The 24738-nt window shown below is 39.4% G+C and carries 22 protein-coding genes; 9 read left to right on the top strand and 13 right to left on the bottom strand.

Features of this window, described 5'->3' with window-relative positions; all coding sequences use genetic code 11:
* Positions 1-45: 45 nt before the first annotated feature.
* Positions 46-1206, bottom strand: coding sequence for a M20 family metallopeptidase (locus C509_RS0116160; protein WP_033370248.1), 1161 nt, complete (start codon positions 1204-1206; stop codon positions 46-48).
* 197 nt (positions 1207-1403) lie between these two features.
* On the opposite strand from C509_RS0116160, the gene C509_RS25675 reads away from it, so the two are divergent.
* The 4 genes from C509_RS25675 (at position 1404) to ahpF (ending at position 4857) form a co-directional block, all read left to right on the top strand.
* Entirely contained in the window at positions 1404-1568 is a 165-nt protein-coding gene (locus C509_RS25675) for a hypothetical protein (protein ID WP_018707973.1), read from the top strand.
* Positions 1569-1629: 61 nt separating this feature from the next.
* Positions 1630-2043: a hypothetical protein gene (locus C509_RS0116150; protein ID WP_018707972.1), complete on the top strand. Its 414-nt coding sequence runs from the start codon at positions 1630-1632 to the stop codon at positions 2041-2043.
* Positions 2044-2751: 708 nt separating this feature from the next.
* Positions 2752-3315, top strand: coding sequence for an alkyl hydroperoxide reductase subunit C (gene ahpC / locus C509_RS0116145; RefSeq protein WP_018707971.1), 564 nt, complete (start codon positions 2752-2754; stop codon positions 3313-3315).
* Between the two features lie 12 nt (positions 3316-3327).
* A complete protein-coding gene (gene ahpF, locus C509_RS0116140; protein ID WP_018707970.1) occupies positions 3328-4857 on the top strand; it encodes an alkyl hydroperoxide reductase subunit F in 1530 nt (509 codons plus the stop codon).
* Between the two features lie 182 nt (positions 4858-5039).
* Here the strand turns inward: ahpF and C509_RS0116135 are convergent, their stop codons facing one another.
* Entirely contained in the window at positions 5040-6065 is a 1026-nt protein-coding gene (locus C509_RS0116135; RefSeq protein WP_018707969.1) for an NADP-dependent oxidoreductase, read from the bottom strand.
* A 283-nt stretch (positions 6066-6348) separates the two neighbouring features.
* On the opposite strand from C509_RS0116135, the gene C509_RS0116130 reads away from it, so the two are divergent.
* The gene (locus C509_RS0116130) at positions 6349-6888 is read left to right on the top strand and encodes an ECF transporter S component (protein ID WP_018707968.1); all 540 of its coding nucleotides are present in this window, start codon (positions 6349-6351) and stop codon (positions 6886-6888) included.
* A 278-nt stretch (positions 6889-7166) separates the two neighbouring features.
* Here the strand turns inward: C509_RS0116130 and C509_RS0116120 are convergent, their stop codons facing one another.
* Complete coding sequence (locus tag C509_RS0116120; RefSeq protein ID WP_018707966.1) at positions 7167-8111, bottom strand: hypothetical protein; 945 nt, start codon at positions 8109-8111, stop codon at positions 7167-7169.
* A gap of 367 nt (positions 8112-8478) precedes the next feature.
* On the opposite strand from C509_RS0116120, the gene C509_RS0116115 reads away from it, so the two are divergent.
* Complete coding sequence (locus tag C509_RS0116115) at positions 8479-9912, top strand: L,D-transpeptidase family protein (RefSeq protein WP_018707965.1); 1434 nt, start codon at positions 8479-8481, stop codon at positions 9910-9912.
* A gap of 63 nt (positions 9913-9975) precedes the next feature.
* On the opposite strand, the gene C509_RS0116110 is transcribed toward C509_RS0116115, so the two are convergent.
* The 4 genes from C509_RS0116110 to C509_RS0116095 all read right to left on the bottom strand — a co-directional run bounded on the left by C509_RS0116110 (position 9976) and on the right by C509_RS0116095 (position 15131).
* Positions 9976-11511 carry a malate:quinone oxidoreductase gene (locus tag C509_RS0116110; protein WP_281168083.1) on the bottom strand — a complete coding sequence of 512 codons (1536 nt, stop codon included), beginning with the start codon at positions 11509-11511 and terminating at the stop codon, positions 9976-9978.
* Between the two features lie 469 nt (positions 11512-11980).
* Positions 11981-13582, bottom strand: coding sequence for an ABC transporter permease (locus tag C509_RS0116105; RefSeq protein WP_018707963.1), 1602 nt, complete (start codon positions 13580-13582; stop codon positions 11981-11983).
* Positions 13582-14496, bottom strand: coding sequence for an ABC transporter ATP-binding protein (locus tag C509_RS0116100; protein WP_018707962.1), 915 nt, complete (start codon positions 14494-14496; stop codon positions 13582-13584). Before C509_RS0116100 ends, C509_RS0116105 begins: the two co-directional genes overlap by 1 nt.
* Entirely contained in the window at positions 14493-15131 is a 639-nt protein-coding gene (locus C509_RS0116095) for a TetR/AcrR family transcriptional regulator (RefSeq protein WP_018707961.1), read from the bottom strand. Before C509_RS0116095 ends, C509_RS0116100 begins: the two co-directional genes overlap by 4 nt.
* Before the next feature lie 437 nt (positions 15132-15568).
* Between C509_RS0116095 and C509_RS0116090 the strand changes: the two genes are divergently transcribed.
* Positions 15569-17062: a glycine betaine uptake BCCT transporter gene (locus C509_RS0116090; RefSeq protein ID WP_018707960.1), complete on the top strand. Its 1494-nt coding sequence runs from the start codon at positions 15569-15571 to the stop codon at positions 17060-17062.
* A gap of 219 nt (positions 17063-17281) precedes the next feature.
* On the opposite strand, the gene C509_RS0116085 is transcribed toward C509_RS0116090, so the two are convergent.
* From C509_RS0116085 to C509_RS0116070, 4 genes are all read right to left on the bottom strand, one after another.
* Positions 17282-18568 (bottom strand): cation:dicarboxylate symporter family transporter, encoded by a 1287-nt coding sequence (locus tag C509_RS0116085; protein WP_018707959.1) that lies wholly within the window; start codon positions 18566-18568, stop codon positions 17282-17284.
* A 99-nt stretch (positions 18569-18667) separates the two neighbouring features.
* A complete protein-coding gene (locus tag C509_RS0116080; RefSeq protein WP_018707958.1) occupies positions 18668-19498 on the bottom strand; it encodes a response regulator in 831 nt (276 codons plus the stop codon).
* A 44-nt stretch (positions 19499-19542) separates the two neighbouring features.
* Positions 19543-20814: a sensor histidine kinase gene (locus tag C509_RS0116075; protein ID WP_018707957.1), complete on the bottom strand. Its 1272-nt coding sequence runs from the start codon at positions 20812-20814 to the stop codon at positions 19543-19545.
* A gap of 256 nt (positions 20815-21070) precedes the next feature.
* Complete coding sequence (locus C509_RS0116070; protein WP_018707956.1) at positions 21071-22033, bottom strand: helix-turn-helix transcriptional regulator; 963 nt, start codon at positions 22031-22033, stop codon at positions 21071-21073.
* A 108-nt stretch (positions 22034-22141) separates the two neighbouring features.
* Between C509_RS0116070 and C509_RS0116065 the strand changes: the two genes are divergently transcribed.
* Positions 22142-22627, top strand: coding sequence for a GyrI-like domain-containing protein (locus C509_RS0116065; protein WP_018707955.1), 486 nt, complete (start codon positions 22142-22144; stop codon positions 22625-22627).
* Positions 22628-22647: 20 nt separating this feature from the next.
* The gene (locus C509_RS0116060; RefSeq protein ID WP_018707954.1) at positions 22648-23112 is read left to right on the top strand and encodes a hypothetical protein; all 465 of its coding nucleotides are present in this window, start codon (positions 22648-22650) and stop codon (positions 23110-23112) included.
* Between the two features lie 237 nt (positions 23113-23349).
* Here the strand turns inward: C509_RS0116060 and C509_RS0116055 are convergent, their stop codons facing one another.
* Together C509_RS0116055 and C509_RS0116050 are read right to left on the bottom strand one after the other, a co-directional pair.
* Entirely contained in the window at positions 23350-24009 is a 660-nt protein-coding gene (locus C509_RS0116055; protein WP_026319907.1) for a zf-HC2 domain-containing protein, read from the bottom strand.
* Positions 23996-24490 (bottom strand): RNA polymerase sigma factor, encoded by a 495-nt coding sequence (locus tag C509_RS0116050; RefSeq protein WP_018707952.1) that lies wholly within the window; start codon positions 24488-24490, stop codon positions 23996-23998. Before C509_RS0116050 ends, C509_RS0116055 begins: the two co-directional genes overlap by 14 nt.
* Between the last annotated feature and the right edge of the window lie 248 nt (positions 24491-24738).

The following is a 24738-nucleotide window of genomic DNA, read 5'->3' as shown; positions in this document are numbered from 1 at the left end:
CCTGCTTTCGACGTTTAGAATTTCAACACAATATTTATTTTACCCCTAAGAGCTATATCTTCTAGCAAGTTCCACATAGTACTCTATAGCTTGAATGTATTTTTTTACTTCAACATATTCATTTGGTTGATGGGCAAGCTTCTCGTTGCCCGGACCGTATATAACTGTTGGAAGTTTTAGCTGCGGGAAGAAAATGGAGGCATCCGTATAATAATTGGCGCCTTTTTCTTCCGGCTTCATGTTATATAATTCCTGATTCACTTCCAGGCACAGGCGAACAAAGGAATCGTTTTTCATATTTTCAAGTGCCGGCAAATTATTCAGAACATTTAATTCAGGTTGGAAGTTTTTAATTTCAGCTTTGAGTTCCTCCAGTAATTCGCTGATTTGATGGATGATTTTTTCATGCTTCATCCCCGGAACTGTCCGTATATCCAATGTTATTCTACACTGGTCGGGAACTACGTTTGTTTTTACACCACCTTCTATCGTACTTACAGTAAGTGATGGTTTTCCTAACAACCCATGCTCTTCAGCATAAAAAGTAAACTTCTTCAGTCTCTCAATCAATTCACTCATATGGATAATCGCATTTATTCCCTGGTCAGGCATGGAAGCGTGGGCCGTTTTTCCAAAAAGTTTTATTTCAAGCCACAATACACCTTTATGAGCTGTGAAAACCCTTCCATTACTAGGCTCCGCAATTACCATTGCCCCTGCTTTTTTAAGTATGTCTTCCTCAACCATCATTTTGGCACCAACGCAATCAACTTCTTCTCCGGCGGTTCCGATAAAAATTACATCGTGTTCAAGTTCTTCCCCTGCTTCCTTTAAACAGATCATGGCTTCTATCAGTGCAGCAACGCCACCTTTCATATCGCAAGCGCCCCGTCCATATATTTTTCCGTCCACCATATTTCCGGAAAAAGGAGGATGTTCCCATAAATTGTCTCCAATTGGCACTGTATCAAGATGACCGTTGAAAATGAGCGGAGGCCGACTTGAATCTTTTCCCTCTAAACGAACAATCATATTTGCTCTATTTTCGGAAAAAGGTTTAATTTCACAAGATAACCCTGGATTTTTAACATGTCCAGCTATAGCTTCGGCTACCCCAAGTTCATTTCCCGGAGGGTTGACACTCTCTATTTGGATAAGATCCTGTAGAAACTTGATAGCTCTTTCTTCGTTTACCACGATATCCATCACCTTTCTCTGCCAGTCATTTCACTATTTACAATATTAGCAGGTGTTAAAATTTTATCAATATGACCAGGCAAAAATGCATCCAAGGCATTTTTGCCTTTTAATTAATAAAAACCGCTATGATAGTGTTTTTCTAAAGGGCACTGGCCAAATATAGATTGGGAAATCGCCCCGTCCCTGACCCCATCAACTGGTTTATGAACAATGTACTGAATGCGGAAGGTGATTACATCATTGAAGAACCATTATCCAATCCTGTTGATTATATCCGTTTGAAAGCATTGGATGAACTGATAGTCGCTTGTTCAACCTGTTCACAAGATATGGCACCAGTCAACGGAGGGAAGGTGACCCGATCTTAATGCAAGTCCTCGAGGCAGAATAAAAAACTCTCCTTAGAAGCGGACCGAGCAGGACGTGTTGTTGTTTAGAAGGATGCTCCCATATAAGGAATGGGAACGTTCTTCACTGAAGTTGCCAGACGGTACAATGAAGGAGATGAGATTTTTGAAAGCGGAAGCTCATGTAAAAGAGAATGTCATATTGAACAGTCCAAGCGTAAATCAGGAAATAGACATGGAGGGAGTTCATGACTTACATGAACTTGATTCGGTTCAGATAGACTGCAGGAGTTATTTGGTAGGTTTGTTGAAAGCAATTACATTTTTTGCAATTGTCGCACTGGCTTTTTTTGTACAGTTTGAAATCAATGGTAAATCGGATATTATGTATAAGTCTGGGGTTTCTGTTTATAGGATTCAAAAGTCTGAAAGTAACTCTGTACATAGTGCATATCAACAAAACCGACAAATTCATTTTTTCTGTGCAACGGTATGATGGGCTGTTCAGCATTAATATATTGCATAATTTCATCATCAATATCTGCCGTTTTAATATCCCTGTCGACTTCCTCAGTAAAATGTCCATCTATTTTAGACACTTTTCCAAAGATAAAATGCTCAGAAGTTCGCTACCCGTTGTTACCGGAAGCCAGAGCCGGTTGCTGCCGAAGAATAAATTCATTACTTTATCCAAAGAATCGTCGATATCAATATGCACGTTTTAGATACCCATGTCTTTAAATTTCATCCCCGCCTGCTCCCCCTTGGGCCCCCTACTTAAATAGTTAACTCAGTTTTATAAGTTCATAATAACACAATATATAACTTGAAATTCCAAGTCTTCTGATAACAACAGATTCATATAGAATGAAAATGAATCGCTGACTAGTTTTAACTAAAAGAGTATATTTGGTTCAGACAGTCATTAGGCTCAATTATCAATTGAGTAGGAATAATCTCATTAATATATCTCTTTATTCTGTTTTTAATTATACCCTTTACTTATATGAATCCATGTATATCAACTAATATGGATACCCTTACAAAACTGGGAACAATCATAATCTATTTAAAATAATTTTAATTTATCTCTTGACATTGATAACTCATCCTATATAATAACAATTATAAATTAACAATTTATATAGATAGTGGTGCCTAAGAAGTAAGCTATCTATAAAAGTATTTAGGAGGAATTTTAGTTATGTCTCTCATTGGAAAAGAAGTAGAACCATTCACAGCACAAGCATACAGAAACGGCGAGTTCATCGATGTTACCGATGAAGATTTCAAAGGTCACTGGAGTGTCGTTTGTTTCTATCCTGCGGACTTCACTTTCGTCTGCCCGACCGAACTTGAAGACCTGCAAGACCAATATCCTGCTCTTCAGGACCTTGGGGTAGAAGTTTTCTCAGTATCAAGAGATTCTCATTTTACACATAAAGCATGGCACGATACATCCGAAGCTATCGGTAAAATTACTTATACAATGATCGGTGACCCTGCACACAAGCTTTCCCGCATGTTTGATGTATTTGTTGAAGAGGAAGGCCGTGCAGACCGCGGTACGTTTATCATCGACCCGGACGGTGTCGTCCAAGCGGTTGAAATCAATGCAGATGGCATTGGCCGTGATGCAAGTGTCCTCATTGACAAAATTAAAGCCGCACAATATGTTCGCAACAATCCTGGCGAAGTTTGCCCTGCAAAATGGAAAGAAGGCTCCGAAACTCTTAAGCCAAGCCTTGATCTTGTAGGTAAAATTTAAGGAGTGCTATAAATGATACTGGATGCTGATATTAAGGAACAACTCAGACAATATCTACAACTGATGGAAAACGATGTACTGTTAAAAGTCAGTGTAGGAACCGATGATTTTTCAAAGGACATGCTGGCTTTGATGGATGAACTGACAGCCATGTCATCCAAAATAAAAGTAGAGAAAGCAACATTGGAAAGAACACCAAGCTTCAGTGTCAATCGTATGGGAGAAGATACCGGGATCACATTTGCCGGTATCCCTCTCGGTCACGAATTTACCTCCTTTGTTTTGGCTTTACTTCAAGTGAGCGGGCGTGCTCCAAAAGTTGAGCAGAAGATCATCGACCAGGTGAAGAGCCTGCAAGGCGACTATCACTTTGAAACATACGTGAGCCTCAGCTGCAACAACTGTCCTGATGTTGTCCAAGCACTTAACGTGATGAGCGTTCTCAATCCCGGCATCACCCACACGATGATTGACGGGGCGGCTTTTAAAGATGAAGTGGAAAGCAAAGGCGTCATGGCTGTGCCAACCGTTCTCTTGAATGGTGAAGCCTTCGGCAGCGGCCGTATGTCACTCGAAGAGATCCTTGCAAAGTTGGGCAGTACAGTGGATCCCGCCGAGCTCTCCGCCAAAGACCCATTTGATGTCTTAGTGGTTGGGGGCGGTCCCGCCGGAGCGAGTGCAGCGGTCTATGCCGCTCGGAAAGGCATTCGGACAGGCGTTGTAGCTGAACGCTTTGGCGGCCAGATTATGGATACCCTAGGCATTGAGAACTTTATCAGTGTGAAGCATACAGAAGGTCCCAAGCTTGCAGCAAGCCTTGAAGAACACGTGAAACAGTACAATGTGGATATTATGAGTTCACAGCGTGCGAAAGGTTTGGAGAAGAAGGATCTCATTGAAGTTGAATTGGAAAACGGGGCTGTTCTTAAGAGCAAAACAGTGATCCTTTCTACAGGTGCCCGCTGGCGCAATGTCGGCGTCCCTGGCGAAGCTGAATTCAAGAACAAAGGGGTCGCCTACTGCCCTCACTGTGACGGACCATTGTTTGAAGGAAAACACGTAGCCGTCATTGGCGGAGGTAATTCCGGTATTGAAGCGGCCATTGATCTGGCTGGAATTGTGAAGCATGTAACGGTCCTTGAATTTGCTCCGGAGTTAAAAGCTGACTCTGTCTTGCAGGACCGCCTGCACAGCCTTCCAAATGTAAAAGTGATCAAAAACGCACAAACTAAGGAAATTACCGGCACAGATAAAGTCAATGGCATCACCTACGTCGACCGTGAGTCTGGAGAAGAACACCATGTAGAATTGCAAGGTGTCTTTGTACAAATTGGGCTTGTACCAAATACCGATTGGCTGGACGATACAGTTGAACGCACAAGAATGGGTGAAATTGTAGTAGACAAAAAAGGCGCCACTAACATTCCCGGTGTGTTTGCAGCAGGCGACTGTACTGACAGCGCCTATAAGCAAATCATCATTTCAATGGGATCGGGAGCGACTGCTGCCTTAGGTGCTTTTGATTATCTCGTCCGAAATTAAACGATCACATAAGCTGCGTACCTATTGTCAAGAAATCCCTCAACACAAAAAATCAACCTACCATCATACACCAAGGTACGTTTGCTTATTTGATATAAATCATTTTAGAAAATCACTATCCTGCCTAGGCTGGATAGTGATTTTTTTTCCTTATTTATCAGCGGAGTATCTTGAATGTGGTCTTAATCTTCATATTGGCGCTCAGAAACTTTTACGAGTAGCTTGCCAATATTATTTCCTTTGAACAAATCCAAGAAGGCACTCGGAATATTTTCAAAACCTGCCTTAATGGTTTCACGATATTTAAGTTTCCCCTCTTGCAGCCATTGGGCGAGCTGCTTCGCTCCCTCAGGGAAACGATCTGAATAATTTCCTGCCGTAAACCCTTGCATCAATGCACTTTTCTTAATAAGCGTTCCCTGTACCCGCGGCCCGATATCCGCTTCTTCCAGATTGTAGGAAGAAATGGCTCCGCAAACCGGGATCCGTGCAAATCGATTTAACTGGGTTAAAACAGCATCAGAGATTTCTCCTCCAACATTATCAAAATATACGTCCACACCATCCGGACACTTGAGTCTGATTTCACTTGCCATATCTTTTACCGTTCGATAGTTGATTCCTTCGTCAAAACCCAATTCCTTTTTCAAATAACTGATTTTTTCATCGGAACCTGCAATCCCCACAACCCGTGCGCCTTTGATTTTTGCTATTTGTCCAACGGAGGATCCGACAGCCCCTGCTGCTCCAGAGATGACCACCGTTTCACCTTTTTTAGGCTTGCCAATGTCGAGCAAACCAAAGTATGCCGTCAACCCGGTCAATCCCAATATTCCTAAATGTGTTGATATCGGAGCAAGTGACGGATCAATCTTACGTATTTCCTTTTCATTGGCAGCATAATATTTCTGCCAGCCGAACATGCCGATCACCACATCGCCTTGTTTGAATTGGTCTGATTTGGACTCAATGACTTCTCCGATGGCTCCGCCTTCAATTACTTGGCCGACTTCATAAGGCTCAATGTAAGATTCCTCATCCTGCATCCTGCCTCTCATGTATGGGTCAACAGAAACCAATAGGGTTTTAATTAATACTTGGCCTTTTTCCAGCTCTTCTACATTTTTTTCTACGATTTTAAAAGTACGGGTGTCCGGCATTCCCTTAGGCCTTTCAGCTAGAATGATTTGCTGATTGAGAATCGTCACATAAATCACTCCTCTTACGATTTCCTAACATGTTAGTAAAGATTCTTAGTTTTTTCCAGAGAAACATACATGACAATATTTTACTGTGATTATTCTGGTTAAAATGAAAAACAAGGCCTTTATTTTGTTCCTGGTAGTCCTTCCATGACTAACCTCAATTCTGACCCCTTTAATTTTTAAGAAAGTGACACTTTTAAAGAGACCACTCATTTGCTAAAGTATCAATAAATCCAAAGAAACAGACAACCAGGAGCGTTGTCTATCAAGAAAGAAGGTCTGCAAGATGGAAAGAACTGCAAGCTACTCCAGCTCCAAAACTAAAACATTTGATCTTATTCTGACGGCCATGCTAACGGCACTCGTCTTCGTGGCCACCATGCTTTTAAATATTAAACTGCCTATTTCGATAAATGGTGGCCTGGTTCACCTCGGCTCGGCCATGCTCTTCATTTCAGCCATTGTATTTGGTCCTAAAAAGGGAGCGTTCGCCGGGGCTGTCGGCATGGGATTGTTTGACCTGGTATCAGGTTGGGCATTGTGGGCGCCCATCACTTTTTTAACACGCGCCTTACAGGGCTATATCGTTGGGAAAATCGCCTGGTCCAAAGGTCGAAAAGGAAACAACATTGTATACAACCTAATAGGAATTATCCTTTCCGTACCTCCTATGATCGCCGGCTACTATCTTTGGGAAAGCATCATATATGGCAATTGGATTGTACCATTGACCTCCATTCCCGGAGATATCTTGCAAAGTGTCATCGGTATCGCTGTCGCCATTCCGGTCTGTATCGTATTGAAAAAAATTCCTGCTTTTAAATAATGGCGGATAATGTTTTTATTATGACATATAAAATCAGCTATAACCTTAACTCATAGAATGGTTATAGCTGATTTTTTCAACCTTTCCGCTCAATTCTTATCAGAGGTTGCATAAGGCTGGTTTGCAGTTCTTTCCAAGTTTCCTTCCCCAAATAACATTGATTCATTTTGGAACATCGCGAAGAATATAAAAATCCAGGAAAAAGGGACAATGACATAATCCACCGATTTTTTGCCATCACTTATGGCGAAGTTCACGTATGTCGGAAAAGAATACATTTATAATTCCAAAAAAGCACTCGTAGAAAAACTTTCACTTTCAAGGGTATCAATCTGATCTATATTCCTTAATCTATCTACTTCATCATTTAATCCTAATTTAGTCATTTCATTCATGACTAATTCTTTTAGCTCTATCCCATTTGATATCAAGAAAGTAAATTGGGCATCCCGTATGAAAGCCAGTTTGCTTTCTGTAGATTCATGATTAAAAAAGGATTTCACTTCACTCAGATTAATGTTTATATCCTCTTCAAGTTTGTAAATAGTGTGCTTGCTATTGACGTTTTCCATGGCTATTATTCCTATACCATCAAGGGTTGGTAAAATTATTTGTTGCTCTCTTTCTGGTATTACTTTTCTTTCTACATACTGATAGATATCCTCAATGATTTCGCAGTCAAGAGTGGCTTTTATCTTTTCCACTACATAGTTAGCCCTTTCTGCATATTCCTCATTTTCACTTTCCTCTTGTTTTAGTTCTTTGAGCAGACGCAGATATTCTTCCTCTTCGTTAAAACAATTAAAGTTAGAAACACTTGCTGCATCTTTCAATGTACAAATTAGGCTGATAAACTCCCTTAAATTCCTCGCAACAATCTTTATTTGTGAACCAAAATCCATTGGACTTATGCATACAACAAAAGCAATCTCTAAATCAGATACTGTTCCAAAGTCAGTTAGCAAGCCGAAATGTATTCCATCGCAACCGGCACTTGCAAACGTAATGACATCATAAGGAGTAGCATCATATGCAAAGAAATCGGACTGTAAGATAAAGCCTAAATCCCTATCTAAAGAATACCCTTCTTTTTCAAGATCCATCTCTAATTTTTTTAATTTTTCAACTGTCGGCGGCATTTGTGATACTTTCCAAGATTGTTCATATTGTTCTCCTTTCAACATAAGCATATAAAGTATCTTTTCCATTAGATCCAATACCATTTTAAACGTATATTTCTAAATTCTCTTATAAAGATCTGTCTATTTCCTTTACTCAAGTCTGTCCTGGTATTCACCATGCTTCCAAACACGACAGCTAATATTTTGCTTTCCTGCGGCTTTTGCAGATCCCTGTTCCTTATACTTCCTGGAAAAAGTTCGTTCCTGAATTAAATTCCGATCACCTACTACGTAACTAAAGGTTGAATGAGAAAAACAAGAGATTTAAAAGAACAAACTGATTAAAAGTTTTATAATATTTCACACGTTACAAAATATGACAAATTCCTCATTAAACATATTGTAGTATAATTGTAATAGATTTGTAATATAACCAATTACTGATCACCCAGTAACGGAGGGAATGTTTATGAGTGCGGTAAATGAACCAATTGATGTAGAGAGGGGCAATCGATCAAAAAAACCCGGAAAGCGCAATTTCATTGTCATTGGAACCATCATCATTATCGCTTTAATTTTTGCAGGATTGAGCTATTATCAGGCAACCCGCTTCAATCCGAACATTACAATTAACGGCATCAAAGTCGGTGGAATGACTTCTGATCAGGTAATGAATAAATTAAAAACATCTAAACTAAAAAACAGGGTCTATATTGGAAAAGAACTGATTTTAGATGAAAAAGACACACAGATGGCATTTACGGATCAGGATTTGCCTGAAGTTAAAAAACTATTGAAAAAACAGTGGACGTTCTTTCCTTCTACAAAGTCAAAAGATTATTCACTCGCACCTGAAAAAACCGATCAATTCCGAAGCCAAACAATGAAAAAGCTAACAGAAGATAAACTTGTAGCCTTGAATAAGAATTTGCAAGCACCCCAAGATGCTCAGGTGAAATGGGATCAGGGCAAAATTGTCATATCGGAAAGTAAAGATGGAGAACAGTATGATATTAACGCTCTGTTAAAAGATTATGACAAACAAATCTACACGAGTGATATCCATTTGGAACCTGTTTTCATACAGCCAATTAAATCGGACAGCCCGATTATAAAAGAAAATGAGAAAAGGCTGCAGGGTTTTATACAGCGAACTATCGATTATAAGGTACAGGACAAAGTGTACACCTTAAAAGCGAATGAATTGATAAAAAAAGCTTCCATCTCAAATGACGGGAAAATATCTATCATTGACAGTGACATTCAAAAAAAAGTGGAAGAAATCAATAATGCCCAATCCACCTTAAATAAAGATTTCAAATTCAAGACTCATTCAGGAAAGGTTATTACGGTAAAAGCAGGGGGCTATGGCTGGGCAATAAATGCTGAGAAAGAAACGGAGATGCTTCAGAAAGCTTTTGAAAAAGGAAAGAAATCGACCTCTGCTTCCAATATCTACGGACTTGGCTGGAATAATGAAGGCATTGGGTATGAAACAACAGCGAACAACGGCATTGGCGACACGTATGCTGAAGTATCCATTGCAGACCAGAGAATTTGGATCTATAAAAACGGAAAATTGGTTGTTACAACGCATGTAGTGACGGGGAAAATGAGCACCAATGAAGGAACATCACCCGGAGTTTGGTACGTTCTTTATAAAGCCTCTCCATATACACTTAGAGGAAGTGCAGTAGGCAATCCCAACTACTCCGTGGATGTAAAATACTGGGTTCCATTCACAAATGACGGGCAAGGCTTCCACGATGCCGATTGGCGGAAAAATTGGGCTGGAAATGCGTATCTAAAACAAGGTTCGGCAGGCTGCGTCAACACACCTCCCGACGTTATGAAAACCGTTTATGATAATCTCAACACATACGATCCGGTTGTGGTCTATTAAAGGAAGGACGGCTCTTGTATTCCTAAGCAGGAAGTACAAGAGCCGTCCTTTTTTTACATGTATTTATGATACGCTCTGACTCTTATGCAACGGTAAGTTCTCGTTCAGTCCAAGCGTTTCTGATGTAGAAGTAAGAATCTCTTGGAAAAGCTCTGGGTTTTCCACTAATGACACTCCATAAGAAGGTATCATTTCTTTTATCTTAGGCTCCCACTCTTTTATATGCTGCGGGAAGCATTTTTCCAATACTTCCAACATAACGTGAACTGCAGTAGAAGCACCAGGAGAAGCACCAAGCAGTGCAGCAATCGATCCATCAGATGCACTGACGACTTCCGTACCAAATTGAAGTGTTCCTTTACCGGCCTCTGTATCTTTGATAACTTGCACGCGCTGACCGGCTGTTACGACCTCCCAATCCTCGCTTTTGGCGCTTGGGATAAACTCACGCAATTCTTCCATGCGTTTTTCGTTTGATAACATGACCTGCTGGATCAGGTATTTGGTCAATGCCATCTCTTTTACGCCTGCAGCCAACATTGTAAGGACATTATTCGGCTTTACGGAACCAATCAGATCAAGGTTTGAACCTGTTTTTAAGAACTTTGGTGAAAAGCCGGCGAACGGTCCAAACAGTAAAGTTTTCTTGTTGTCGATATACCTTGTATCTAGATGTGGAACCGACATTGGAGGAGCCCCGACCTTCGCTTTCCCATATACTTTTGCATGGTGTTTTTCCGCTATTTCCGGATTGTTGCACACCAAGAATAGCCCACTTACCGGGAAGCCCCCAATATGCTTGGACTCAGGGATACCAGTTTTTTGGAGCAAAGGCAGACTTCCGCCCCCACCGCCGATAAAAACGAACTTTGCAGCATGGTATTCGCATATATTGTTTTCGATATTGTGGACTTTCACTCCCCACAAGCCGTCACTTGTGCGCTTGATATCTTCAACACTGTGCTTATAATTGATTTCGACGTTTTTAGTCTTTAAGTGATCAAACATCATACGTGTTAAAGCACCGAAGTTGACATCCGTACCTGAGTCGATTTTTGTGGCCGCTATGGGTTCGTTCGAAGAGCGACCTTCCATGATAAGCGGAATCCATTCCTTCAGCTTTTCGGGATCATCGGAAAATTCCATTCCTTGGAACAAAGGGTTGCTTGACAACGCCTCAAAACGTTTTTTCAAAAACGTAACGTTCTCTTCCCCCTCTACTAAACTCATATGAGGGATCGGCATGATGAAATCATGCGGATTGCTGATCAGATCGCTCTTAACAAGATAAGACCAAAACTGTCTTGACAGCTGGAATTGTTCATTCACCTTTATCGCTTTACTAATGTCTACGGATCCGTCTGGCCTCTGGGGTGTGTAGTTAAGCTCGCAAAGCGCCGAATGGCCCGTACCTGCATTGTTCCATTCGTTGGAGCTTTCTTCTCCAGCTTTTCCGAGTTTCTCAAACACTTTTATTTCCCAATCTGGTGCTAATTCTTTTAGCAGAGATCCCAAAGTCGCACTCATGGTTCCGGCGCCAATTAAGATAACGTCTGTTTTTTCATGTATCTTGCCCATTACAACCTTCCTTATCCCTATATTTGCAAAAAGAGTAGTTGTCACAAAAAACAAGGCGCCTCCATAGGAACACACCTTTTCTATACTTAATTATACCCCATACCTTTGTCTACTAAAATGATTTATCGGTTAAAATCACTACTATTCTATAATAATTATATCCTATTTAAAGCTAATAAAAAAGAGGGAAGTTTGCCCATAGGAGACATTGAGACCCACATAAAACAAAGCCTTGGTCCGTTTCCTGCAAAAAAGGGATTGGTTGACCCTTACAAGTGAACAACCGATCCTGTCTGCTTAAAATCCCGGCATTCTAATACATCATTTTGGTTTACTATTGATGATCATAAGGATCTTTGTACTGGCAATGAATCGTTGGAAGAAGGTAATGGTAATGACAAAGCGCCTTGGTATCATCATTTTTTGTTGATCCTCGATAAGAAAAGACCTCTTGTTCAACTATGATTGAACTTAAGGTCTATAATAAATCTTAGGTCTCAATATCCCTTTTATTATATCCAATAAAACCGATGATTGTGACCGCAACTGCTATGATTATCAATATGGCCAACGGCATCCATGCTATTTCCTCAACTGGCAGCTTAGGAATATGTCCAAGTGGCGTAATCCGATTGGCCCAATCTGATAATTGGAATAATGATCCCAAATAAAGAACAAAAAAGGAATAGATTACATACAGCCAAATTAGGCTGGTCAGCTTGGGAAAGTATGCAATCAATAGAGCCGCCACACTTATCATTACAATAATGGCCGGGTAGTATGCTAAAGCTGCTCCATAAATGGTTCTGAATTCTAAGCCGCCTTCCATTACGGATGTACCTGCTGTCCACAACCCTATTGCAGCAAGCGAAAGCATCACAAATCCGTTGACAACAGAAAGAAGTAAAAAACTGGCCATCAGTCTGGTACGTGAAACGGCTCTTCCCAACAAATGCTCAATTCGGCCCTTTTTCTCCTCCCCGTACAGTTTATTCATCGACATCAAAGGCGGGATCAAAGCGATGATTGCCATGACCATCACTATCATCGACAAAAACTGGTCAGTATAAGAAAACCCGTCTTCGGCAGCAAGCATTTGCACCATCAATTCGTTACCTTCAAAAAAGGATTCCAGATCCCCCAATACGGACCCATATGATGCACCGATTACAACCATTCCAATTGCCCATGCTATAGTTCCTGCACGCTGCAGTCTGAACCCAAGACCCATTGGACCTTGTAAAAAAGCTGAAGCAAACTTTCTGCCGGGTTTAGATGGAAAAAAACCAGCCTCTAAATCCCGAATTGAATTTAAATAGTTTGCAATCATAAATAGAATTATAGATATCCCGATCATTAATAGAATCGGCCACCAATTATTTTCACCATAAATTTGAGTTTTGGTCACCCATCCGAGTGGAGATATCCAACTCAACGCTCCGTTACCAACATCTCCAACCCCGCGTACAAGGTAAGCAATAAGCAAAAAAGCTATTGATAAGCCTATGGTCCCCCGAGAGCTATCTGAAAGCTGTGCAAAACATGCTGTGACACCTGCAAAGAAAATGCCAGTTGCCCCTAATGTAACGCCATACAGTAAAGAGCCTTCCAGGCCCATGCTTTCTATTTTTAATGCGTACAATCCGAGACCTATGAAGAGAGCCAGCATTACATTTGTTATCGTGTAAACTATTAACGCTGCATTCAAATTCGATAACCGTCCCACTGGTAATGACCGGATCATTTCAATTCGGCCGCTTTCCTCATCACCACGTGTATGGCGTGTCACTAGTAAAATGCTCATTAACCCAACAACAACAGCTGTTAAAAGTAACATCTGGTGGGCTGTCATGACACCAAGCGTATAGTTGCTCAAATCAGCTGGCCCCACCATTGCTGTCATCGCAGGATTTTCCATTGTTTCTGCCATAACATCCCTTTCTTGCTGTGAACCATACAGTCCGTCAAAGGCTAAGGGTACAACAAATGTAAAGAAACAGATTCCAACTAACCATAATGGAATACGAATCCTGTCGCGTCTAATCATGAATTTTAAAAGGCTGCCAGTTCGTTTGAAAATCGTATCAGCCATTAGGAACTCCCTCCTGCTCCTATCTCTGTTTCCTCTTTCCCCTCATAATGACGCATAAATAAATCTTCCAATGTTGGCGGTGCACTCTCCAATTTAACAATTCCAAATTGACTTATATGTTTAATGACAGCATCCAATTCCTCTGTATCTACTTGGAAAGACAGTGCTCCATCTTTGTTTTCTATCTCATGGACACCTTTTAATTCATGGATGGCGGTTATTGGTTCCTTCGTTTCTACAAGCAAATTTGTACGGGTCAAATGACGCAACCCGCTTAAAGAACCCGTTTCAATTATTTTACCTTGACGAATAATCCCGACTCGGTCACATAACCTCTCCACTTCGGATAAAATATGGCTGGACAGCAGTACACTTTTTCCTGCCTGCTTTGCTTCCATGACACACTGTTGAAATACCTGTTCCATTAATGGATCGAGACCAGAAGTTGGTTCATCCAGTATATACAGATCCGCATCTGAAGAAAATGCAACAATAAGGGCCACTTTCTGCCGGTTTCCTTTAGAATAGGTCCGGCATTTTTTGGATGGATCCAAGTTAAACCGCTTTATCAATTCCTCACGTCTGCTGCTATGATTGCCGCCGCGCAACTTAACGAATAAATCAATGACTTCCCCACCAGTGAGGTTAGGCCATAAATTAACGTCTCCCGGTACATAGGCGATCCGCTTATGAATGTCCACTGCATCTGACCATGCATCCTTGCCAAAGATTTTGGCTTCTCCTTTGGTTGCCTTTAAAATACCAAGCAGCACACGGATCGTTGTCGACTTCCCTGCACCGTTGGGACCGATAAAACCAAAGATTTCTCCTTCATTCACTTCCAAATTCACTCCATCTAACGCCGTAAATCTGCCAAATTTTTTCGTTAAATCAGTAACGGTTACAACACTCATTTTTTCCCCTCCTCTTTGTAAAAACTTGTTTTCAGCACATCCAAATATTCATAAAACTCATCCCAATATGGATCCACATTTAAAGTAGTGAGATTTTGATTTTTAAGTTGATTGATTAATTCTTGCTGGTATCCTTCTATTGACCATCGAATCAGTTTGAAGGCCTTTTCTGTATCAATATCATTTCGGAATAATGTTATATCAATATTGTCGTACAACTTTGAATTAGCCAGTATCATAATTTCCTTATAACGTTTTCTGAATCTCTCTGGCATTTCATTTTCATCTTTCAGGAATAAAGTTGCCAAAAATTTGACCATATCAGGATTGTTTAGATGATATTCAGTTTTAAGTCGTGCTGCCTGCTTAAGCCTCTCAATGAAATCAGGTTCACTCGTACCAATTTTTTGAAGATATTCCTCGATGGTATGGTTCAAACAGTAATCAATTAAATAATGGTAAAGCTCTTCTTTATTTTTGAAATAGTAAAAGAGCATCCCCTTCCCAATTCTTGCATTTTTTACAATTTGATTTGTGGATGCTTTTTCAAAACCATTCTCTGCAAATTCCTTGCACGCTGCATTGATAATTCTTTTTTGTTTATCTGAATTGAGGTTATGAAATGATTGATTCATGTCCAATTCCCCCTTTGTAAAATATATAATTCTTTTTAACCAATTAGACCACACTGGTCGCTTTTAATTTACCAAAGATAGACCAGTGTGGTCAAGAGCGGCAAGCGCCTATTTTATTGGGAAAAAATGATGTGTATCTCGATTTGAGGGGATTTTCTGTTAAGTGGCTGATATCGTCATCGTTTCAATGTGAGGTAATCAATTGGCGGGTAATGTGTGTACGATCTGAATATCGTTATAACTGCATTTCCGTTGGATAAGACCTCTTAAAAGACATGCCCAGAGCTTTTTTGTCCTATCCGGCTTACCTCCTTTTTATTGTTTCCCTTTACCCAATTACGTAATGATTTTTGACGTTCATGGAAGCACCAACCAGATTTATGTTACGATGAATAGGTTGAAAAAATTTAACAGTATTATTTTTAAAGAGGTGACGCATGAAAAAAGCAACACAGGTATTCTGGTATTCCATAGCTATTTCATTAATAGTTGTGATTTGGGGAGCGGTTGCTCCAGAAAACCTAAATTCATTTACAACCGCTCTGACTAATCGAATTTACATGGATTTTGGCTGGTTTTATTTACTGCTTGTTATCGCCATTCTTCTTTTTTGTGTTTTCTTGGCGTTTTCCCGCTACGGTAATATGAAACTGGGAAAGAAGGATGACGAGCCTGAGTTCAGCCGATCTTCATGGTTTGCGATGCTCTTCAGCGCAGGCATGGGGATGGGATTGGTCTTTTGGACGACCGCTGAACCGATATCTCACGCATTTATCAGCAGTCCTTTAAGTGAAGAAGGGACTAATGAAGCTATAAAAGATTCCCTGAAATACTCTTTTTTCCACTGGGGTATACACGCTTGGGCAGTCTACGGGATTGTCGGATTGGTTCTGGCCTACTTCAAATTCAACCGTGGGGCCCCTGGCCTTATTAGCGCAACTTTGACGCCTTTGTTCGGAGAGAAACTCATGAGAGGACCACTTGGCAAGTGGATTGATGTGCTGGCTGTGTTTGCGACGATCGTAGGTGTTGCTGCTACGCTCGGCTTCGGATCTGCACAGATTACAGGCGGGCTGTCCTTTTTGTTTGGGATGCCGAATAGTTTTACTATCCAACTGATTGTGCTCGCAGTTGCAACGGTCCTGTTTATCTGGTCAGCTTGGTCTGGAATTGGGAAAGGAATCAAGTACTTGAGTAATCTCAATATGGGATTAGCCGTATTCCTGCTTATTCTCCTGTTTACTGTGGGACCATCCATGTATATCCTTAATATGTTTACCAATACGCTGGGTACCTATATTTCGGATTTCTTTGAAATGAGTCTCAGACTGGCTCCTCTCGATGAAAAGAACCGAGGTTGGATCAACAGCTGGACGATTTTCTATTGGGCATGGTGGATCTCTTGGGCTCCTTTCGTTGGGATTTTTATTGCTAGGATTTCAAAGGGACGGACAGTGAAGGAATTCCTGTTTGGCGTTTTGTTGCTGCCATCACTTGTCTGCTTCATCTTTTTTGCGGTATTCGGCGTTTCCGCATTGCAAGTGGAGCAGCTTGGCATTTCAGCCATTTCCGATTTTACACTGGAGACGTCAACGTTTGGAGTGCTGGCTGAGTATCCACTCGGCAAATTCTTGTCTATCTTGACTATCTTCGTTATCGTTATTTTCTTTGTCACTTCCGCGGATTCCGCCACTTTCGTACTTGGCATGCTGAGTACAAACGGCCTGCTAAATCCCGGAAACTCCATCAAAATCATATGGGGGCTCATTCAATCAACGATAGCAGCTGTCGTCGTTTACTTTGGCGGAACACAAGGTTTACAAAATATGCTCATCATTGCAGCGCTCCCTTTTGCCATTGTCATTATTTTAATGGGCATATCCTTTATGAAGGGAATAAGGTCGGAATCCCGCTTGATACAAAAAAGATAATGTACCATTTCCTTCTTGAGGAAAAAGTGCTTTCAATAAAGTCTGTCACTGCCATTTGCCTCACAGAAAAGAAAAACGGTGCCAGGTTCCTGAAGCCATATATATTCAGGAGCCTGGCACTTCTTTCATTCTAACCAAAGCCTCAACCAAGCTGCATACAAAGGTTGAGGCTTTAGTTTGGGGGTATCTGAAAAATGAGCCCTTTTTTCTATCACTATTTTAATTTTCCGCAAGTTCCTTAATAGATGAGTAGTTTGTCTCTTCCTTTATATTGCCGAATCGACCTTCCCACTTAGACATCACAACTGTAGCCAATGCATTGCCTACTACGTTTACAACCGTACGCGCCATATCAAGAAGTCTATCGATCCCTGCAATAAATGCGAGCCCTTCAAGTGGAATTCCTACCGTTCCTAAAGTTGCAAGTAATACTACGAATGAAACTCCCGGCACCCCGGCAATTCCTTTGGATGTTACCATCAATACCAATACAAGCGTAATTTGTTCCGAAATACTTAAATCAATCCCATAAATTTGAGCAATAAAAAGCGCTGCAAGAGCTTGATACAATGTAGAGCCATCCAAGTTAAAGGAATAACCGGTCGGAACTACAAAAGAAACAATATCTTTTGGACATCCGAACTTTTCCATTTTCTGCATCACCTTTGGCAATACTGTTTCAGAGCTAGAAGTTGAATAAGCCAGAAGCAACTCATCTTTCAATAACTTTATGATGTGGAAAACACTTGTTCCAGCAAGCTTCGCAATACCTCCAAGTACAACAACAATAAAAAAGAGCATCGTTGCATAGACAAGAATCATTAGTTTTCCAAGTGGAATTAATGATTCTAAACCGAATTTTGAAACCGATACACCAATTAAAGCAAATACACCGAATGGGGCAAACTTCATAATAAAATTTGTCACCCAAAACATAGCATCTGCTACGCCTTCAAAGAAGGCAAGCACAGGTTTTCCTTTTTCGCCAATCGCTGCAATTCCTAAACCAAATAAGACGGAAAAGAAGATAATGGGAAGCATATCTCCTTCAGCCATCGATTGGATCACATTACTTGGAACAATGTTTACAATAATGTCCAAAATACCATGGCCTTCACTCTGCACCTCTTCCGTCGTCTGGATATATTGATCGATATTGCCTTTGGAAAGTGCCGACATATCCAAACCTTCGCCCGGTTTGAAGAGATTGGCAGATAATAGACCAACGATAATCGCAATCGTTGTTACAACTTCAAAATAAATCAGTGTTTTCCCGCCAAGTTTGCCTAATTTTTTTAGATCGCCTGTTCCGGCAACACCTAGAATTAAAGTAGAAATAATAATCGGTACTACGATCATTTTTATCATGTTTATGAAAATAGTACCAATTGGCTGCAAGTACGTTTCTACGGCAGGATTTCCATAAAATATGGCTCCGACAATAATACCCAGAATTAATCCGACAAGAATTTGAGATGCCAAAGTAAATTTAAACTTTCTCTTCATCTATATAAAGTCACCCTTTCTCGAAATAGCAATCGCTTTCAATAAGATAGCTTTGTAACTATTTTACGAGTGACCTGTCGAATCCTAGGAAATCCTACATTATTTATCGTTGTATTTTTCTATTGTGTCATGATACAGCGCTTGAAGAAATTTCTTTATATTTACTTTGACCTTTTTCGACTCATTTTGGCCTTCCTGAATAGATATCATTTGATCTCTGACTACTTGAAAGTCGAAATAACGGGGAGCATAGTATTCAAACACAGGATTTGTATAATCAATCGCCCCCATAGCAGCCAAATTATTGACTGCTGTTAAAATGGTTCTGCGAATCCGCTGTTCAATTGCTTTGCCGCTCATGTTATGATTACCCGTCTTAGCAGCCATGGACTCATATAAACTTTTTAATGGCGGCAATTGGATTACTCCATCACTTTCATATATCAAGATTTCTATCATCAATATGATATCATCACTGCCTGACTCTCCGATGATTCCCATATCATTTAATATCGATAAAACGATCTCTTTTACGCTTTGCTGTCTCGTTTTTGCCGACTCGCTATGATCCAAAGATTCCTTAATCACACGCAATGAATTTTTTAATTGAATTTGATCTGTTATTCTTTTTAAAATACTTCGTACTTCTATTCGATTAATAGGCTTATGAATAAAAAATTCCACCCCTTTTTCATAAGCTTCCCCAACCATTTCCTTGTTTACGATTTGAGAGATCATAATAAATTGTCCCTGGAATCCCTTTATTCTCAACTGTTCAATCACTTCAATTCCGTCCAGTTCAGGCATTAATAAGTCAATTAAGACAATGTCAGGATGCACTGCAAGGATGGAGGATAGACAATCGGACCCACTTTCCGCCTCACCTATTACAATGCCAAGATCACCTTCAGTTATAATGTTTTTCAACATTGCCCTACTTGCTTTATCATCATCTACAATAAAATAACGCAGTTTTATTCAACTCGCTTTCGGATATTTTTAGTCGGGATAAGGATTCTAAAAATAGCACCCTTCTCCGGGAACTCTAATTCAATTTGCCCCTCAAGCGCATGAATAATCTCTTTTACATGAGATAAACCAATCCCAGTCGCAGCAACACCTTGATCGGAATATTTTGTAGTATATCCTGTTTCAAAGATTGTAGATGCATCTTCTTTTGGAACACCTTTGCCGGAATCTTTTATAACGAAACAAGTATACGCTGATTCCTCGAATATTTTAATGCTAATTTCACCCTTACTTGCAATAGCCTCGACGGAATTGGAAGTAAGATTATTCAATAGGGCAAGAAGCGGCATTTGCTGGTCCGTTTCAAAGTCAACTGAACTAATTACATGAAACACAATATTTTTCTTTAACAATTCACTATATTTCTGATTTGCAGAGACAATGAGGTTAAGCACATCCGACAGTAGAAGAATATTAGCTCTTTTTCGCTTAGTTATTTTCGTAATCCCTGATAAAACTCGCTGCGAATCTTTTTTTACTTCATGAATTTCTTGAGCAATATGCAGTGCTTGAAAGCTTAATTGACGGAGGCCCTTCTTTTTTAAATGCCTATATAAATCGTGGCTTGAAGCAGTAATTTGTTCTATATGATTCATTGATTTCTCGAGGTAGAGAGATTCAGCATATAATTCAGAGCCGACTTCAAGCATTTCCTGCATACGTTTCTTTTGTTCCGAAACGGTAATGGAGCTATATAATCCTACCACAAAATAGCTGCGGATAATGGCCACCCCTCCCAATAAGGCCACAGTCTGCAAGTTTAATTCTACATCGCCCATAAGCCATTGTCGGGTAAAATGTTCGGCAACATTACCGATAAATTCAAATAAAACAGCCCAAGCACCTAAAATAAGTGGAAATGTCTTGTACCTTTTCACTTTAATAACATGTAAGCCCAGTGCAAATACAAAATAATATAAAAAAGCGGGCAAGTGACTTTTTAAGCTTGTCCAGTCAAGAACGTCATATAGAAAGATATCCTCTACTATGCGAAAACATATGACGACTATCCCCGTAACAAAACCCGTTCGTATAAGTGATGCTGGGTGCCAAATCAGTATAAGCAGAAAAAATGTAATACTTCCCAATCCAAAACGGAAAACCTCCCCGCCGAAGGGAATTACTTTAATTTCACTAATAACCGCTGTTAAAAGTGCGGTCAGTACAAGGGCTATTCTATCAGTATTTCTAATGGTAAATTTGTTATTAGAGAACATGGAAATCACCTTATGTTAGAAAGATAAACGCGGTTTCTTCTAGCATGAGAATACAACTTATATTATTGCATGACTTGCAGACCACAGTAAAAAAACTGATCCCTTTATAAGAAATCAGTTTCGTGGCATTCACAGAAAACCCATTTACTTGTGGTATGGTTCTCCGTGATGTATCTAAATAAGGTTTAACCTTTTTACTAAAAGAGAGCTGGCAGCTAACCAAGCTCAAGATTACTTACGTTTTAACCGGCACTGTTTATGGACAGTATAAGGATAATCTCTCTTGTAACCCTTCTAGGACTTCTTCTGGCATTTCTCTGACCTTGATATCCTCACCTAGAAAAAGTAGCCAATTTGTAATCTCGGTTAATTCTTCTGCATTTTTAACATTGATAAAAGTCTTTAGAATGGCTGTGGTTTGATAAGGATTCGTATAAGAAATTGAAACCTTTAACGGATGGTATTTTTTGAACTGGACAATCGCCTTTGGACCTAATTCAAGGACAAGATTGATTACTTCTTCCTGCTTACTTAGTTTTTCTAAAATTTTTTTCTTACTAATTCTTTTTTTCGTAGGATATGGTTTTACATCGGTGAGATTGTCGACAGGAACAATCCGCCTCTTTTCTTCCTTTAAGTCAAAACCTTCAATTAGCCATAGGCTTTTTTCATGATAAAGGTGCAAGAGATAAATAGAGTAAGACTTTATAGCCCTCTCTTCTTCGATGGTAATCAATAAATAGCTATCCAAAAGGAGGGTTTGAATAAGTTTTTCCAACATAGGATGAGGGAGGTCTGACAAATCAAGCAGATCGGGGTTATTAGGATTGGTCCCTTCAAACAACAGGGTTTGATTTAAAAGGACAAGGTCATCTTGCTGGTTTTCTGAAATGAGCCCCAGTAATTTTTCAGCTAAAGACTGACGACTCTTTAGATAAGGAAGTTGTTTATTTTTTGTAGCCATAAAGGCAATAAAGAGAGCTTTAATCTCATTATCGGTAAAGCGAACAGTAGGCAGAACAGAGTTGTTCATGACAAAATAACCCCCGTCCCTTCCAACTTCAGAAACGAGTGGCATCCCCATGGCCTCAATTTCTCTGATATCTCTAATAGCTGTTGAACGAGAAATGTTAAATTCTCGCATGATTTCAGAAATTGTAAAGTGGGCACGGTTGTTGATATACCGCATGATGATATTAATCCGTTCAACTTTTTTCATCGGGACCTCCAAAAACAGTATCATTTTTTGACATGATTTAACGCTATTATAGACTCATCAAGTGGAAAAACAAATCATTTGATAAATTAAAAGAGGAGGATTTTGAATATGGCAGATTATACTTTAGAAGAAAAAGACAGTTTTACCGTTTTTGGTGTTGGTATCGAACTTAAGAGCGATTATACAGACTTTGTAGGGATAAACAGGGAAAAGGCAGATTTTTGGCAGTCCGTTAACCAAGATGGGATACTCGAAACTTTAAAAGCCATAGCCACAAACGATTACATTTTTATCGTAAATGAAGCAGTGAATAACAAGATGATGCATTATGTTGGTGTTATGACTGAGGCTACGGTACCAGAACTAGGAGAATCTCGAGTGATCCAATTTCCTAAGGGAGAATACCTAGTTGTTAAAGGGGAAGGTAAGACGGTTGATGAATTGAGTAATACAGTTACTGGCATTGCTTTTGGTCAAGCTTTACCAGAAGCAAATAATATTTCCTATGTTGGCGGGCCAAATACAGCAGTTGTGATGGGGCAGCGAAACGGTCTATTAAATGGTGAAATGTGGATTCCAGTTGTTAGAAATTAAAGGAAAAAGGTGGAATAGGAATGTCCTCTATTGTAGATTTTAAAAATGTATCTACGGTTGGTTTGGAGTCTTCACCTGTAGCAGAAGCGCTTGCTGGTTTACGTGCTAATGAAGCACGTTACTTTATGAACAAATACAAGCATGAATTTACGGTTGTACCAGCTAGCGAAAGCCGGGAGACCCTTGAATATGTGAACCGAATATTAAAAGAAGAACGTGATATTGAGTTTGTGGCCAAACCTTTAGAAACTTCGCGTTTTCAAGTGGAGAATATCAAAATGGCCTACGTCTTTTATGAGGATGGTCTTGGGGTTAACGTGATGTATACGGTTGATGATCCTAAAAAGCGGGCCGTTGGTTTTAAGCTTTCTGAGGGTATGGAGATACCACAAGAGCTGGAAGGGAAGTTTAAGTTTGCCAGGCAAAAGTCCAAACTAGCTGGAACCATTCGGGGCTCGTTTTTTGTAATAAAAGGAGAATATTAAAATAAGCAAAAGTACAAGTGGAGGAATTCAGCCATTTTTTGTATTTGTTCAATCAGGATTTTCTTATCAAATGAAGAAAATCCTGATTGAACGAAAAAATGAAATTCATTGTAGTGAGCTCTTTATTAACTCTATCAAGGTCATAAAGATTCAATACTTAAATACAAAAAAGACCGTCTATTGACAGTCCTGTTCTTAAATTAAAGCTATCCGTTTGTTGCATACAAAAGATAATTGTTATTTCTCCCAAATTAATACAGCACGTTTTAAAATTGAATCCCAAGAATCTTTTCCAGCAGTAATTTTTTCTACATCAAAATCTACATAATATACAGCATCAATTTTTTCACTTTCGGCAAGTGGAAAGATATATTCTTCTTCATTTTGCCTTTTTTCATTATTAATAAGGTTTCTTGAAGGTGAATCGGCAATAGTTTTTGTATAATAAATAAAACTCACATTCTTTTTCTCTCCATCAATTTCAAGTGGCGTAGGATGCGTCTCATTAACACTTGCATAACTTTTACCGTAATAATGAGAAACCAATTGATTATCATTTTGCATTTCAATTTTAATTAGGTTTTTCGAATATGGAATAACCTTTTCATAATATAAAACATATGCAAACGCCCCAAGTAAAATGATAGCCGTAGCAAAAACGGAAACAATTGAAATTGTCACTTTTTTCTTACGCCATTTTTTATTAATCTTTTTAATCATAGGGGCTTTATTTTCTGCTGGAATATACAGTTTACTTTTCATTGTTTCGTATTCCTTTTGGCATTTTTCACAATACTGTAAATGCTGGTCTACCATTTCTTTTGTATCTTGACTAACTACCTCATCAATATAAAGAGGTAATACATCTTGAATAATTGTGCATTTAATCTCTTTCATCATTCATCTCCTCCATATACTCGATAATTTGTTTCCTCGCTCTGTAATAGGTCACCCTTGCCCATCCTGCACTTTTTCCAAAAAGACGCCCTATTTTCTCAAATGATAATTCACCAAACGTACGTAGTGAAAAGACCTCCTTATATGGCTCATTCATCGAGTGAAGGAACTGATGAACTATGAAGGCATGTTCCTCATTCATCAAATGATTTACAATTTGCACTCCCATACTTGATTCTTCTACTACATCTAAATCTATTTCTCGTTTATTTTTTTTGTAGTGAGAGAAATATGTATTTTTTGCTATTGTAAAAAGCCACGCTCGAATATCTTTAGAGCCATCGAATTTCTCAATTGCTTTTAACGCCTTAAAAAATGCTTCTTGCGTAATGTCTTCGGCAATACTCTCATCGTGACTTAATGATTTGATAAACAAATAAACTTCCTTAAAGTATTCTCGATAGATTTCCTCAAAGTCCATCTCTTTTCACCCCTTTCACTTATATAACTCCTAGAATTTCATTTCGTTACAAAGATATTTAAATATTTTACTCGATGAGTATTAAATTTTTTTATTATTGTCAATCCCAAATGATTCAGGGTCGACTTAATCTTAACTTATATGAACTTAATAATAGTCACAAAAAAATCCTCTATAATGAGGACTTTTTGGTTTGATTCGTTTTAAGTCTATGTTTTCGGTAACTGTTAATATTCTCTAGTATTTTT

Origin of the sequence: Siminovitchia fordii DSM 16014 = CIP 108821 (genome assembly GCF_000374565.1) — a bacterium.
GTDB lineage: Bacteria > Bacillota > Bacilli > Bacillales > Bacillaceae_C > Siminovitchia > Siminovitchia fordii.
This window is presented reverse-complemented; position numbering and strand designations above follow the sequence as displayed.